The organism is Candidatus Limnocylindrales bacterium (assembly GCA_035559535.1).
Taxonomy (GTDB): Bacteria; Moduliflexota; Moduliflexia; order Moduliflexales; family JAUQPW01; genus JAUQPW01.
On record DATMBG010000013.1, the window covers coordinates 14,467 to 29,683 of the forward strand.

The 15,217-nt window shown below is 47.5% G+C and carries 12 protein-coding genes; 7 read left to right on the forward strand and 5 right to left on the reverse strand.

What is annotated here, in order from left to right:
* Window positions 1-18 precede the first annotated feature (18 nt).
* On the forward strand, window positions 19-1,530 hold the full coding sequence (locus tag VNM22_04240; protein HWP46353.1) for a leucyl aminopeptidase: 1,512 nt from the start codon (window positions 19-21) through the stop codon (window positions 1,528-1,530).
* A gap of 282 nt (window positions 1,531-1,812) precedes the next feature.
* Here the strand turns inward: VNM22_04240 and VNM22_04245 are convergent, their stop codons facing one another.
* The 5 genes from VNM22_04245 to VNM22_04265 all read right to left on the reverse strand — a co-directional run bounded on the left by VNM22_04245 (window position 1,813) and on the right by VNM22_04265 (window position 6,939).
* Window positions 1,813-2,253 (reverse strand): VOC family protein, encoded by a 441-nt coding sequence (locus tag VNM22_04245; GenBank protein ID HWP46354.1) that lies wholly within the window; start codon window positions 2,251-2,253, stop codon window positions 1,813-1,815.
* Window positions 2,254-2,628: 375 nt separating this feature from the next.
* A complete protein-coding gene (locus VNM22_04250; GenBank protein ID HWP46355.1) occupies window positions 2,629-3,042 on the reverse strand; it encodes a DoxX family protein in 414 nt (137 codons plus the stop codon).
* Window positions 3,043-3,240: 198 nt separating this feature from the next.
* A complete protein-coding gene (locus VNM22_04255) occupies window positions 3,241-4,155 on the reverse strand; it encodes an ABC transporter permease (GenBank protein HWP46356.1) in 915 nt (304 codons plus the stop codon).
* A complete protein-coding gene (locus VNM22_04260) occupies window positions 4,121-5,080 on the reverse strand; it encodes an ABC transporter permease (protein ID HWP46357.1) in 960 nt (319 codons plus the stop codon). Before VNM22_04260 ends, VNM22_04255 begins: the two co-directional genes overlap by 35 nt.
* Before the next feature lie 5 nt (window positions 5,081-5,085).
* Window positions 5,086-6,939, reverse strand: coding sequence for a peptide-binding protein (locus tag VNM22_04265; protein ID HWP46358.1), 1,854 nt, complete (start codon window positions 6,937-6,939; stop codon window positions 5,086-5,088).
* Window positions 6,940-7,252: 313 nt separating this feature from the next.
* Between VNM22_04265 and VNM22_04270 the strand changes: the two genes are divergently transcribed.
* From VNM22_04270 to VNM22_04295, 6 genes are all read left to right on the forward strand, one after another.
* Window positions 7,253-7,756 carry an NUDIX domain-containing protein gene (locus VNM22_04270; GenBank protein ID HWP46359.1) on the forward strand — a complete coding sequence of 168 codons (504 nt, stop codon included), beginning with the start codon at window positions 7,253-7,255 and terminating at the stop codon, window positions 7,754-7,756.
* Window positions 7,757-7,870: 114 nt separating this feature from the next.
* Entirely contained in the window at window positions 7,871-8,173 is a 303-nt protein-coding gene (locus VNM22_04275) for a hypothetical protein (protein ID HWP46360.1), read from the forward strand.
* Window positions 8,174-8,253: 80 nt separating this feature from the next.
* A complete protein-coding gene (locus VNM22_04280; GenBank protein HWP46361.1) occupies window positions 8,254-8,829 on the forward strand; it encodes a sigma-70 family RNA polymerase sigma factor in 576 nt (191 codons plus the stop codon).
* A 107-nt stretch (window positions 8,830-8,936) separates the two neighbouring features.
* Window positions 8,937-9,611: a zf-HC2 domain-containing protein gene (locus VNM22_04285; GenBank protein ID HWP46362.1), complete on the forward strand. Its 675-nt coding sequence runs from the start codon at window positions 8,937-8,939 to the stop codon at window positions 9,609-9,611.
* 116 nt (window positions 9,612-9,727) lie between these two features.
* On the forward strand, window positions 9,728-13,927 hold the full coding sequence (locus tag VNM22_04290) for an NACHT domain-containing protein (protein HWP46363.1): 4,200 nt from the start codon (window positions 9,728-9,730) through the stop codon (window positions 13,925-13,927).
* A gap of 402 nt (window positions 13,928-14,329) precedes the next feature.
* Window positions 14,330-15,007 carry a methyltransferase domain-containing protein gene (locus VNM22_04295; GenBank protein ID HWP46364.1) on the forward strand — a complete coding sequence of 226 codons (678 nt, stop codon included), beginning with the start codon at window positions 14,330-14,332 and terminating at the stop codon, window positions 15,005-15,007.
* Window positions 15,008-15,217: the final 210 nt, after the last annotated feature.

Genomic DNA, 15,217 nt, shown 5'->3' on the forward strand with positions numbered 1-15,217 from the left:
ACTTTAGACACCTAAAAAATGGAATTCAAAGTTAAAACTGGAAAGTTGAAAGAGGAAGCCGCAGAGGCTCTGGTTGTAAGTACTTACGAAAAAGAGTTGGCCGGTTCGGCCAGAACTGTCGACGAAGCCCTGGGGGGTACCCTAAACAGGCTCATCGAAGCAGGAGATTTCAAGGGAAAACTTAATGAGATGGCCTGGTTATATCCTTGGGGAGAAGGAATTGCTGCAAAGCGTCTTTTAGTGGTAGGCCTGGGTAAAAGAGAAGAACTCACCCTGGATAAAGTTCGTGAAGCCGCCGGAACGGCGGCTCGGGAAATCTCGGGAAAAGGTCTGAAAAGTTTTACAACCCCCCTCTATGGAGTTGGAGTTTTACCTCACCCCATTGAAGTTCTGGTCCAAGCCCTCATTGAAGGAAGTTTACTCTCCCTTTACAGGTTCGATCAGTACAAATCTAAAAAGGAAAATGATGAAAACGGGAAGGGTATTGAGCAAATAACGGTTCTCAGTGAAGAAGCTAAGGAGGTTTCTAAACTAGAAGAAGGGGTTCGAATTGGGCAGATGGTAGCTGAGGCCACGAATTTCGCCCGGGATTTAAGCAACCATCCGGCTAACATCGCTACTCCCACCATGTTGGCCGAGCAGGCAGAAAAAATGGCCCGCGAAGTGGGATTGAGCTGTCGAATTTTATCTAAACCCGACATGGAGGAACTTAAAATGGGAGCTCTTCTTGCGGTAGCCCGGGGGAGTCAGGAGCCGCCTAAGTTTATTATTCTGGAGCACAACGCAGATAAGAAAGATCTGGATACTATTGTGTTAGTCGGTAAAGGTGTAACCTTTGACAGTGGAGGTATTTCCCTTAAGCCTGCAGAGGGAATGGATGCGATGAAGATGGATATGTCGGGGGGAGCTGCAGTCATTGCTGCTTTGAAGTGTGCAGCCGTGTTGAACTTACCTTTAAAGGTCGTGGGTCTGGTTCCGGCAACCGAAAATTTACCCAGTGGTTCGGCCACCAAACCGGGAGACATTGTAACGGCTTCCTCAGGGACGACCATAGAAATTCTCAATACCGATGCAGAAGGACGACTTATTCTGGCAGATGCCTTGACCTATGCCAAACGTTATAATCCCCGTGCCGTTATTGATCTGGCGACCCTTACCGGTGCCTGTGTGGTTGCCCTGGGTCATGTGGCCTGTGCTATGTTAGGAAATAATCGCGAGTTGATGGAAAAAGTTCGAGCGGCCTCAGAATTATCCGGAGAGCGACTTTGGGAACTTCCTTTATGGGAGGATTATAAGGAATTGATCAAAGGGGATCTTGCAGATATCAAAAATACGGCCGGTCGAGAAGGTGGGACCATTACCGGAGCAGCTTTTCTCAGTCGGTTTACAGAGGATTATCCCTGGGTCCATTTGGATATTGCCGGAACTGCCTGGACCGGTAAGGGTCTCAAAAAATCTTATCTTCCCAAAGGAGCAACCGGTTTCGGCGTAAGGCTGCTGGTTCAATTTTTGAGAAATTGGGGAAAGTAGTAAGAGAGGGAGAGGGGAAGCAACTTTGAAGCGAAATTTCCCTCCCCTGTTAAACAGGTCACTCCTCCGGAGCTTGAAAAAACTTCTGTATGATTGAATCTCCCAACTTACCTCGAGGGCTACCCACAGTTCGCCCCGGATGGGGTTTTTATCCTTATCCTGGCCCCTATGGAAGAAAGAGGGTGTTCAAAAGTAAAGCTATTCCCCTTCTTAGCTGAATGGGATTATCCCTGTCCGCCTTGAACCTGTCGAAGGGTTATTTTCTCACCTCTGGTAACCCCTTTAATCCGGCAGGTGATACGGCCTGTCTATCTCAAAGGGGTTTTCTAAATGGGCCCATTCCTCTTCAGGCGCATCCACGGTCAGTTCAACTACATTCCCGTCGGGATCTTCTACATAAAAAGAACGGGAAACAATATGATCTACAACACCCAAAATCTTTACGCCGGCCTTTTTGCACCGTCGGTAGAGCTCGGCCAGAGCTGTTTCATCTTCAACGGTTATACAGAAATGAAATAAACCTACCTGATGGGGTTGTAATGGCGCTGCATCCGGACCTACTTCAAAGAGGGCCAAATCGTGGGGATGCCCGCCTCCCCTGAAGAACAGCATACGTCGTCGTTGTCCTACCTGCTCAAATCCCAGGATGTAAGAATAAAACTCGGCCGAACGCTGAAGATCTCGCACCTTTAAAACTACATGGTTAATTCCTCTTAATTTCACGTATTTCCTCCTCTGGAAGATAATAAATGATCTATATGGTATCAATACCTTTGCAGTTTTTAACTTGAATCCGTTAAATTTTAAATCCAATAACCTGGGTAAGCCCCGGAAGGGGTGGCCTGTTTATAAGAATATTCTCTCCCTTTTCCTATAGCCCCGGAGGGGGGATCTGACTATAAACAAACCACCCCTTCCGGGGCCGGTTAAATAAAAAGAACTTCGATTTACTATAAACAGATCGCTCCTCCCGGGCTTTTATAATTCAATAAAATCCATGATTTACAAAAAAGTGCAAAGATATAGAAAATTCAAGCCCGATGTAACATTGTCGAGTTATTTCATAGATTTTGTATGAGACGACGAAAGCCGGTGTAGTTATTTCCTCCGCTTTGCATCCAGACTCCAGGGTCCTGCACCGGCGGCTGAGAAGTAGAGCCAGACGAAGCAATAAAGCACAGCAGGAATACCCCCATTCATGACAGGCCAGAAGCCTTGAGGGAAGTGAAACTGGAAATATGCCACAGCCATCTCGCCGGCCAGAAGGAATGCGACAGGGCGAGTAAAGAGGCCGAGGAGAAGCAGGGTACCGCCAAACACCTCCAGAAGGGCACCCAATCCTAACTGGGACATAAGCCTGACGGTGCCGCCGTCTGGGGGGATTCCGGTTGGGAAGGCGAAGAGTTTCATGGTACCAGCCGATATAAATATAAAGGCAGCCACCATGCGGAGCACACTCCGCAAGTATGGAGCCCAGGCTGACCACCTTGCAACGAGATCAGGTACGGTCATAAGGTATCTTTCACTTTCTTTTCCACGTATGCAGCAGGCGGGTCGGAGGCTTCGTCCCGGCCTTACTACCTGTTACCGCAGTTAGTATTTATTTTTGAAATATTCATCCTCCTTTAAACAGAAAGAAGAGGTGAAAGTTAAAAAAAGCAATAAAAATTTTTACAAAAAGTAAAAGAAACAACAAAATAACTGATGGGGTTATCGAGATCTGGGATCCAGAGCATCCCGGAGTCCTTCCCCTACCAGGTTGAAGGACAATACCGTGATGAGGATGGCCAATCCCGGGAACAGGGTCAGCCACCAGGCATCGAAGATATATAACCTCCCCTCGGTTAAAATATTACCCCAGGTAGGTTGAGGCGGTTGAACCCCGAACCCCAGGAAACTAAGCCCGGCTTCGGTAAGGATGGCTCCGGCAACGCCTAAGGTAGCAGAGACCAGAACCGGCATAAGGGCATTGGGAAGGAGATGGACGAGAATGATCCTGGAACTCTTGCCGCCTAAGGCATGGGCGGCCTGGACAAACTCCCTTTCTTTCAGGGATAGGAACTCGGCCCGGATAAATCGGGCTGTTCCGGTCCATCCCGTCAGACCGATCACGATCATCACATTCCAAAAACTCGGTTTGAGAAGTGCGACCACGGTAAGAATTAAGAAGAAGCTGGGAAAACTGATCACGGCATCGACTAACCGCATGAGAAGGTTATCGATCCAACCTCCGAAGTATCCGGCAATACTTCCGACCAGGATTCCCACCGTTACAGCAATTCCCACTGCTACGAATCCCACCAGAAGGGAGATTCTGGCTCCATGTAACATTCTGGCCAGTACATCCCGCCCAAGTTGATCGGTTCCCAGGGGATGTTGCAGGGAGGGAGGACTCAGCTTGATGGCCATATCGGTTTCATTTGGATCGTAAGGGAAATAGATGTTTAGCTGACCCAGAAACCACACCGTAAAAGCCACCACAAACAGGAAAACGATCACCAAGGCCCCTCCAACAGCCGGTTTATTTTTCCTGAAATCTTTTAAAAACTCCCGAAAAGGACTGTAGGGTTTTGTTTCCAGGGATTCCTTCTCAATCATATCGTATTCGAGGATCTGCCCAGGCATACAGGACATCTGCAACCAGATTACCGATCAGAACCAGAACCGCGGAAATGGTGGTCAGGGTCATAATGGTAGGATAATCCCGTGATAAAACCGATTGATAGCCCAACTGACCGATCCCAGGCCAGGCAAAAACAGATTCTGTAATTACGGATCCCCCAATAAGGCCTGGGATTAAAAATCCGAAAATGGTAATAATGGGTAATAAAGCATTTCTTAAACCATGACGATACTTGACATCATCTTCGTTCAGTCCTTTAGCCCGGGCCGTTTGAATATAATCTTGTTGCATAACCTCTATCATGCTGGCCCGCATGTATCGGGACAGAGAGGCAATTTCCGTAATCGAGGCAATAAGAGCCGGTAAGAAAAGGTGCCAGATCCGATCAAAGAAACTCTCCGAAGGACTCAGTCCCTCCAGGCCGAAGGTTCTGACTCCCAGAACCGGTAAACCAAGTCCTTTAACGGCAACGAGGATAAGGAGATAAGCTATCCAGAAGCTGGGTAAAGAAATGCCTACAAAGGCAAGGGTTGTCGTTACATGGTCCGCCACGGAATAGCGATGGGTCGCCGAGAAAATGCCTAAGGGGATAGCCACAGAGAAAATAATGAGCGTCGCTACAATATTCAAAAGAAGGGTTGCCGGTAAACGCTCCTTGATCTTAGTCAGAACCGGACGGCCGTCTTTAAAGGATGTTAACCGACCGGTTACCAGGTTCTTTAGCCACAACCCATATTGAACATAAAGGGGTTCATCCAGATGAAAGATTTTTCTCCACTCCTCCAGGACTTTGGGAGGAACCTTGGGGTCCATGAGCTGACCCATAGGAGAACCCGGAGCTAAATGGATCATAAGAAAGGAGATAATCGTAATTCCGAAAAGGACCGGAATACTTTGAAGGAGTCGCCGAATAATGAAAATGAACATAGTCTTTATCTCTTTAAAAGAGCCCCTCCGGGGCGGTACCACTTGGTGAGATGATAGAAAAGCCCCACCGGAGTCATAGAAATATCTTCTAAAATAACCTGCCCCTGGTCGTTGACTCTTTTAATTTTAAATTCTCCTTTATGAAGGGCAGCAATTTCTTCAGGTACATACAAGAAGGTATACGGTTGATCCTCATAGATCAACGCCTGGATTTTATGGTAAATTTCCTTTCGCTTCTCGCGATCATATTCGGTCCGTCCGGCTTCAATCAAGGTATCTACCTGCGGATTTCGGTATCCAACAAAATTGAAGCCGTCTTTGATCTGACTGGAATGCCAGATCTCATAGATATCCGGATCTAAGCCGAGGCTCCACCCCAGAACGCAAGCTTCAAAATTTCGGGTATTAATTCGATCCCGAATGAAAACGGCCCACTCATAAAGTGCTATTTCCACCTGGATTCCAATTTCTTTTAACTGCCGTTGAACAAGGACCGCTATGTTTTGTCGGGCAACATTCCCGTTGTTTGTGATCAGTGAAAATTTAAAAGGCTTTCCATCTTTATCTAAAATCCCATCCCCATCAGTATCCTTCCATCCTGCCTCTGCCAAAAGTTCTCTGGCTTTGTCTGGATTATACGCCAGGGGTTTAACGTCGGGATTGAAATACCACATCTGGGGTGGAAAAGGCCCGGTCGAAACAACCCCTAAGCCGTAGAGGATGTTCTCAACGATCTTCTGACGGTCTATCGCATAGGTCAGGGCCCGTCGGACCCGTTTATCCTTAAAAAAATCTACTCCTTGATTCCAGCCGATGTAAGTATAAGCATTACCCAATCTCCGATAGATGGCATATCGCTCATCCTGTAAAAAGCGTCGGACTTGATGAGGCTGCGGCTCGTAATAGTCAACACCTTCCACTGCAAACTCCATCTCCGCCAAAGAAGACTCCGGAATAATTCGATAAGAAATCTGATCCAGATAAGGACGCCCTTCAAAATAATCTTCATTGGCCACAAGAGTTATTTTTTCATCGGCAATCCATTCTTTAAACTTAAAGGGGCCCGTTCCAATGGGATGACGGTTAAAGGGAGTGGTATTGATATCCTGCCCTTCCAGAATATGCTTGGGAATCATACCTATTCCCCAACTCTCTAAACTGGGAGAAAAAGGTTTTTTATACACCACCTGAACCCGGTAGGGGTCAAGGATATTAACTTGCTGGACTAACTCAAACATGGGGCGTCGGACGGTCATCGTCTTTTCATCCATGATGGTATCATAGGTAAACTTTACGTCCTCCGCCGTAAAGGGATGTCCATCATGCCACCGAACATTTTTCCTCAGGTAAAAGGTAATGATGGGATGATGATCCACGGATTGGAATTCGGTTTCCGGGATCACCTTGAAGATTTCTTTCTCAAAATCTCTTCCTGCAGTGTTCAAGAAAACTTCCAGATCACGATCCGACTTGGCTTTGATTTCTACGATCTTCGCCTGATCTAAATCCTCAGGGGCCAGGGAAGTTTTTAATTTAGCGACCACTTCCTGACCGGACAGAGGGCTCCCGGGCTGGAGGTGGAAGGTAGAAACCTGCTCTATCTTCCAACTCTCCGCCAGATCTCCAATCAATTCCTGATTTTCATTGTATTTGACCAGACCGTTGAAGACAAAACTATTGATATCACTGGAAGCCGTATCGGTGGCCAGAACCGGATTCAGCTTTTCGGCATCTCCTATGGAACTGAGAATCAATTGATTAACTTGTTTATGGAAGTTCTCCTTAGCCATCAAAAAGGAGATGAAAAAGAATAAAGCCATCAGGAGAGGTAGAGAAAATAAAATCCGTTTGATCAACATGTTCGGAAATTAATTAATGAAAACAACCCGTAGGGATAACCCCAGGGGTTATCCCAAAATAGAGAAGGACCCCGTGAATTACCTTTCTAAGTTTGGATTCTATAAATCATTCTACGAGAATGGAGAAGAAAGTGTCAAATTTTTTTGAGGAGATGTAACTGTAACAATTTAGTGGGTGTCACTTTTTCTGTCTGAACACCTCCCTGGCCCCCCTCTAATCCCCCTGTATACGGGGGGAAGGGAGGGACGGGGGGGACTTCAGCAGCAGTCCCACGTCAGTCCCCTTTTGATTGAATAAGTCGCGTCTGGTAATATGGGAAGTCCTATAAAACCGGTTAAAAACTCGGTTGCCTTTGTCATTTATAATAGAAATCGGACCCATTTCCTGATAGTTAAAAGGCCTCCTGAGGATGAGAGGTTACCCGATGTGTGGGGATTACCGGCTGGATCGTTACGGGGTGAGGAAACTTATGAAGAGGCCATTGTGAGATCCGGTAGGGAGAAACTAGGGGTTGAGCTAAAAGTGGCAGGTAAAATTGGGGAAGGCGAGATCGATCTGGGGGATTATATCCTCCATCTGGAAGAGTATGAAGCCGAGATCCTGCACGGTGAGCCCCAGGTGCCGCAACCCATCCCCGGCATAACCCAATATGTCCAATGGAAGTGGGGAAAATCGAGCGATTTAATCGAAGCTGCTCAAAAAGGATCTTTATGCAGTCAGGTGTATCTCTCCCAGGTGGATCAGAAAACGGGTCAGGGGGATTCTTCCAATGCCGAAGCGGAGCCCGATAGAAAACTCTCCGGCCCCGATCAATAGTCCTATCTTAAAGGCCTTATCAATTTTTACTTGCTTTGGTTCCCCCCTGCGTGTAGAGTGGTTTTAATGCCGTCTCCTATACTATAACCCCAAAATCATGAAATGGAGGAATTTATGTTACAAGATCCGGTGAAAGTGGCACCCCAGAATTATAAAGTTCTTTTCGAAAATAATCGGATACGCCTGATTGAATATACCAGCAAGCCCGGTGATAAAACACCCATGCATTCGCATCCGGCCTATCTTGTCTACATTTTAAACCCGGGTAAGGCAAAATTTACCTTCCCAGACGGCAAAACCAAAGAAAGAGAAACCAGACCGGGCGAGGTAGTTTGGTCTGAGGCCGTAACCCATATTGAGGAAAATATAGGAACTACAGATATCCGCGCTTTAATCATTGAATTGAAAGAGGAGTAAATAAAGAATCTCAACACGCCTATGAACCGGGTTCCAGATCCTTAAAAAAATTGTTTTTATCTATTTGAGATACCATAATTATGTTACCTAAGAAAGATGTGACTCTGAGAGATCTTAAGTTAAGTAGGGCCAGAGGGGATTTTGATTTATTTTCCCAGGTTGTAACCAAGTACTTTGGAAGCATGATGATGTATGCTATCCGAAAATATTATTGGTTAAGCGAAGCAGATGCCGAGGATCTTGTGCAAGAGGTTTTCAAAGAGCTTTGCGAGGTGATAAATCAAGAGGTGAGGGAAAAGGAAGCTCCCGTGGATAAATGGCTTTTTAAGCGTCTTAACCAGCGGTGTCTTAACCATTTAAGAAATTGGAGGATAGCTTCAAAAACTGAGGTTCTAGAGCCGAATTTTCCCGTAATAGATGGAGGGCTGTTCCCAGCACCGGATGAGATGATCGAGGGTGAAATCGCCGGGTTCCTCAGGGAAGGTGTCCATAAACAGCTTAGAGGGAGGACTCAGGAAGTTATAAAACTATATATGGAAGGATTATCACAAAAAGAGATTGCCGAGAAGCTCCAGGTTAGCTCTGCCCGGGTATCTGTACTTATGCAAAAGGGAATCTATAGGTTAAAAAAGTGGTTACAAACCCAGGGTTTTTAGGGAAAAGGTTAACTTTTTTAAAGCGGTTTTGTTTGTTATATAAGTGCGGAGAACCGTATTTTAAACTTAATGAAGAAGATAAAATACAAGGGATAGAGGGAGGCTGAATGAAATCGATGAGCTGTGAAGTGTTCATGGGACGATTACAGCAATATTTTAGAGGAGAACTATCGGACCAAGATGAATTAGAGATGGACGATCACCTGGATCGATGTGAGGCATGTACTGAAAAGCTTAAGGCTTTGCTGGAATCAGAGGAGCACTTCTTACTCTCCCCGTGGGAGCAGACTCAAATCTTACAACAGCTAAGAGCGTCTTATACGCTAGATCCGGATCGGGAACAAAAAGGAATCGAGAAAGTCCTTGCAAGCACTCGACCGTTCTGGTCGGAACCGGCGAAAATGTTGTGGGCGGCTGCGAATCTATCCGGAATAGATGAAATTCGAGAGCGAATGGGTGCCGAATTTGAAAAACGAGGTCCCATTCACTTAGAGTCCTATACGGGAGAGCTGTATGTCCGGGATCAGAATTCGGCTATCCTGGAGTTCAGGAAAGAGGGCAGGCCGGCCTTAGATCTTAACGGAAAAACCATTGAGTTCTTTGCAACTAAACCGCCGAAAATGGGAGAACTATCCCCTCGCCTTTCCGAAACAATTCAAGCCGGGATTGTTGTGATCGATTTTACAAAACTGGGACTCTCCCTGGAGGATTATGCAAAGGTACATTTTAAACTTTATCTGGATGAATCCACCGTTATGGAGGGAAGTCTGGGAGAAGAATAAGTCTTTGGCCGGTTTTAGATCTCATCAAGTCTAATAAAAGATCATAAAAATCCAGGAATGTCTGTGGGAACACCAACATCTTTGGGAGCGCCGATGTTTCTGGAAGCGCAAGCAGCTTGCCGGCTTGTCTTGTTTATTTGATGATGAAAGGTCATTTCGGTCCATTTCAAACCTTCCTGGAACGTTTTGACCAGGCGCTCAAAGAGGCCAAACCTTTAAAGCTTCAGAATTGTGCCATCAGGCCGGAATTCTTATCTCTCCTGAGTCTTGAGAGGCTTATAGAATTTCACAATCTGTTAGAAGAATCACCGTTGGCTTCCTATTTGGATCGAAAAATTATCCAGAAGCTCCAGGCCGAGATTGTTTATCGAGGATTGGTTAAAATTCCAAGAGATTTCAACGTTTTTAAGTCGTTTGTTCAAAAACAATATCCCAAAGATGCCCTTACCTTATCCCTGGATAGACTCAGCCAGATCGTCCAGACCCCTACAGACTGGATGCAGCAGGAAATTGCCTTTTTGTCAGAGCTTCGGCAACTTAGAGAACTGGGGAGCCGGTTCGAAGAAGTTCTTACCAAAATCCTCTCGACCTTCTGGCCCGAAACAATCCAAAATAAGGCTGTTACTCATATCCTGTTTGTGAGAAGTAAGCAACTCCACAATCTGGTGGTAGAGAACTATGTACGCCCTGCCATCGTTCGTCGGATTGCCACAATTGGGAATCCTGCCGGGGAAAAGATCTTTGCCACTTTAAGCAACCTGGGAGAGGAATTCGAGGAAACCGTCCAGGGGATTCAATTCAACTTGATGTCTCAAAACCTACTGGAAACCCGTCTTGAGTATGAATTTGATGATTCTCTGATTTCTTGGACCGACTTCTATGGGGAAGGGCGATCTGCCGGACTTGCCTTTGCGTATCTGGCTTTAGCCTATCAGGAACCTCTTTATCGAAACCTCGGCCCCTATCTGGCCTGTTTTGGCTCTTACAAAGACGGTATCATCGGGCGGGTGGAACAGATTCGGGAGAAAGTCCTTGCGGCAAAAGAAAGTGGAATTCGGGTATTGGTAATACCGGAAGATAATATCCCGGAGATCCAGAATGATAGGGAAGGGTGTAGGGTTATAAAATATCGTTCCGGTCCTGTTGGAGAAGCGCTTAATTTTGTCGCCCAGGAGCTCACCCGGTTAGTGGACGGCCTTCCGGAAGAACTGAAGCCCGTAAAGGGGCGGCATCCCTTCTACCAGGTTGGATTAAAAGCGGGTCCGGGTATCGTTTCGTGGGAACTGGTACAGGAACGTAGCCGGGGCTTTGTAGGCCGCAAGGAAGAAGAGGAGGAACTACTCCGATTCCTTATTCAACAGCCCAGGGGTTACTTATTTGTAGAAGGGGATCCCGGTATCGGTAAGAGCGCTTTGCTTTCCCAACTTATTCAGGATCTACTCGGAGAAGGGGATAGGGAAGGTCGCCCACCGGATTTGTTAGAACTTGTGACCGGGCTTGGAAAACAGGGTCTTACGCTGGCTTTCCACCTCTGCTATGCAGGGAATAGAATCAGCATAGACGTACCGAGGATTCTTTCCTCTCTGATGCAACAGTTGGCCGTGCAGGGTGGTCAGCACACTTTTATACCACCGGAACGCTCTTCCCATGCACTTTTAAATCTTGCACGTGCTGTGGTAGCCCAACGCAAGGGGAAGGTTTTGATCCTCATAGACGGGATCGATGAGGCCCTTTCCGTTCATCCTTCTCATCGGCATACGGCTATTCTTGAGACTTTCCTTCCAGGACATCTTCCGGATGGGGTATTTATACTCATCTCGGCCCGGCGGGGTGTATTACCGACTATTCCCAATCCCTTTATTCCATCCTTCCGGTTGGAATTGCGGGGTCTTCCCTCTGAATCTATCCATCAACTACTCTTTGAGACCCTAAACAGGGTAGGCAGACCGATCAATCTTTCTTCCTTTTCAGAGAAGGATATAGAAGCCGTAAGGCGGGTCTCAGCCGGTAATCCCCTCTATATAAGAATGTTGGCTGAAGACCTGATACAGGGACGACTGAGGATGGACGGGGCCCATCAACTCCCGCTGGGTGTCGAAGGGTACTTCGAGGATATCTTCCGAAGGCTTTGTGTGAACTCTCGCTGGGCAACCTTGCGAGATTGCCTTCTCTTGTTGGCAGTTTCACGGGATTACCTCTCGGTGGATCAGGTACGCGCTATCCTGGACCTGTCCTGGATAGAAGCTCAAGAAGCCATAGAAGGAGAACTTCAATCGATCTTGATTAAAAATACGACTACCTCCGAGGTTTTGAGCTATCAGCTCTTCCATGAGAAGTTTCGAGAGTTTCTTGTGAACCTCTTCTTGGGAAAGCTACCGGAAGTTGTTTCGCGACTCAATCGTCACCTGGTTCGGCAGGCTCTAAGAATCCCTGCCATGGAGGCAGTCCTAGAACCGGCCCATCTAACCCGGGTACGCCAGCAGTTACTTACCTACTGCCGGCGCTGGCGTGAGACGGGAGATGCTTATCCTCTCCTGTATCTGCCCGGTCACCTTTACGAGACGGACGCCGGTGAGGAGTTGGAAGCCTTGCTCCGGAAGACTGATTTTCTCGAGGTGAAGCTGCGACGCCTGGCAGATCCCTTCCTGGCAGCGGAGGATATCCGGTATCTCACCCTGGTACTTCTAAAAGGAGGTCGGGACCAGGATGTGGTGGAACTAGCCCTCACAGAAAAGGGTTTTCAGCGAGATGGTATTGTCTTGGCCCTGCGAGGAGCCGGACCGAACTATACCCTGCAGATCCATGGAATCGTAAATGCGTTAATAACCGTCCAACCCTCCGATTTGTCCCCTTTTCAGAGGATGCAATTCCGATGGTCGCGATACTTCCTGTCCCATCCCCAGGTCCCGGCCAGCATCCTTAATGCGAGACGTGCGGCCATCAAGGTAGCTTACTCCTTGGGGATGGATGAAGTGTTGGTCCAGGCAGCACAGGAGGATTCCCAGGTTGTACGGGTAATGCTCATCCCCTACCTGTACCACTTTTGGAAAGAGCGTAGAGACCGGGGTTGGCATTTGATACAACACCTGTGTAGCAGACCCAGATTATCACAACCCTGGAACCTGTGGCGATTACTCGAAACCCCTATAGGAGTATCCATTGTCATCCTCAGCTACCATTTCGATGAGCCGGAGGTTGTAGAGCAGTTGAAAGAGTGCTGGCAGGCTAATTCCCGACGTTTATTCCATATACCTCCGGATATGGGTCGGTTACACAAACTCTGGCTTCAGACATTCTGGGGTGGACTGATCTTCATACTTACCCAGATTCTGATGAGGTTCCTGGCAACTCAGCCCGAGTTTCAACCCATCAATCTGGTAGAGCTCAAAGATGCTTTTCTCCGTCCGAACCCGGAATACCAGAAGCTGGTGAGGGTACTGGAATGCCTGGAAGATCCAGACTCAGGTTTCACCCAGGCTTTAGAAGTACTATTAAGCCGCAATACTTCCTTTGACGTATATTTAATGATAGCCCTGGAATGGACCTTCATCTACCATGGTTCACGGGATCCAGGAGGCGTCCTGGCTGCACTGGATCGTATCCACCGGGAAGGCTGCTCATGGTTCAGGCAATCGGCCCTGTTTGTAGCTTTCCATACCTTGGACAAGGCCCGGCGTGTTGAAGACGAGTGGCTGGAGACCTATGCCCGTATGACCCGGGAGACGATTCGATCCACCCAGGCAACCTTTCAAACGGCAAAAAGAACCTACTCTTTGCTCCCCCATATGGCCTGGGCGGAGGTCGTCTTCGATAAACATCGTCCTGCCGGACGCGCCCGCTTTATTCCAGAATTTTTAAGGGATGCCATTGCTTCCGGCCATATCGCCTACGCCCGGCGTACCATCCTGGCGGGGGTCGTCCTCTCCCTCATCTACCGTCGCCATCAACTGGCCTTGGATGCCCTGCGCAGTGCCCTGGAGGTCCAGGATGATCGGCTTCAAGATCTCCTTATAAATGCCCTGGCAAACATTCGATTTTATGAACAAGAAACTGTAGACCGCTTCCTGGAACACCAGGATGCCAGAGAACTGGCCAGGCGGGTCGCCTCCATCACTCCTACCATTTTGTTCGGTCATATCCAAAACTGCTTCGATGAATTCTTCTATCATGGAATAATCCACTCGGATGATTTTCGAACTGAAGTCGTCGGAGCCCTTCGATATAGACTCCAGGCTCAAAGCCCAACCCAATGGCTCCGACATGTCGTCAAACGATACGTGAATGCCTTTTTGGGTGAGAAACTTTTCCCGATGTAAGGATAAACAGAGATCTAAAACGGTACCTTCCTATCCTCTTTCCTTTCCATGGTCCTATCTCTCTTCGATCTCTAAGAATTTTAAAAAACTTACAACGGATCGGTTAAATAAATCCTCAGACAGGGGTTTATAAGGATAGAAAACAAAAAAGTAAGGAATTTTCCTGAACGCTCCCGAAATTTTTACTCCTTCTATGAATTCACCGGGAAAGTATTGTCTTACTACCTAGATGCTATCCTTATTTCATACAGGCTGAATCCAGGGATGAACAACAATTTCAGCAATTCGTAGCAGTAAACAAACTTATCGAGGCTTCTATCCCTCTGATACAAGAAATCATGGGTAAAGTAGCGATTCCCGAGATACTGCGAAATCGCTTTTACCCAATACCCCTTGAAATCCATGATCCAATCTACCAATGGTCATACCGATGGTCATAGAGAAACAATATCCAGGGTTATTCAAAGGATAGCCGTAGACGCCTGCAGAAGTCGGCTCCTATCCGGGATAACTCACTCAGCAGGTCGAAACCGGGCTCAGAAAATTCTCAAGATCCTCCGGGGATGGCTTCCCGAAACCGGAAAGATTCTGGATATCGGTACCGGTATGGGATATGTAGCCGAAGCCATCCAGGAGGCTGGTTACCGGGTAATGGCCTGTGACATTGCCGACCTCTGCCTCGTGGATCTCCCTCGAGTCCTTGCAAATGGTACCCAACTCCCTTTCCCTGATTCCCTCTTCGATGCTTCGCTCCTGATCACAGTCTTACACCATCTACCCGCTCACCTTCACCTACCTGTACTCCTGGAAGGGGTCCGGGTGTTGCGGCCCAAGGGACGTCTCCTGATCCTGGAAGATACTTACCAGGGTTCTTTCGAACGGTTCATAACCTATCTGCAGGACAGTCTGATGAACCTGGAATTTATCGGGCATCCCCACTCGAACCGGGACCTGAAAGGATGGAGGAATTTGATAAACCGGCTTGGGTTACGTTTGATCCATCATAGCGAATTTGTTGCGTGGTTTGGCCCTTTTCGGATGCGGCATGCAATCCTGGTGATCGAATCGGCGGGAGTCTGATCCTTTTTCTCACCCCATCCTACTCCGTAGACGGGGAAGGTCTTATAATCTATATGAATCTCTGCTCTCACCCCTAGCCCCTCTCCCACGCTGCGGGAGAGGGGAGTTGGGGAGTGAAAGCAGCCCCATGAGGCCAAAATTAAGTAAACCGTGTAATAGTTTTGTTTTGACATTCCGGGTATACCAGGGTATTCTCGAATTAGGGAATTT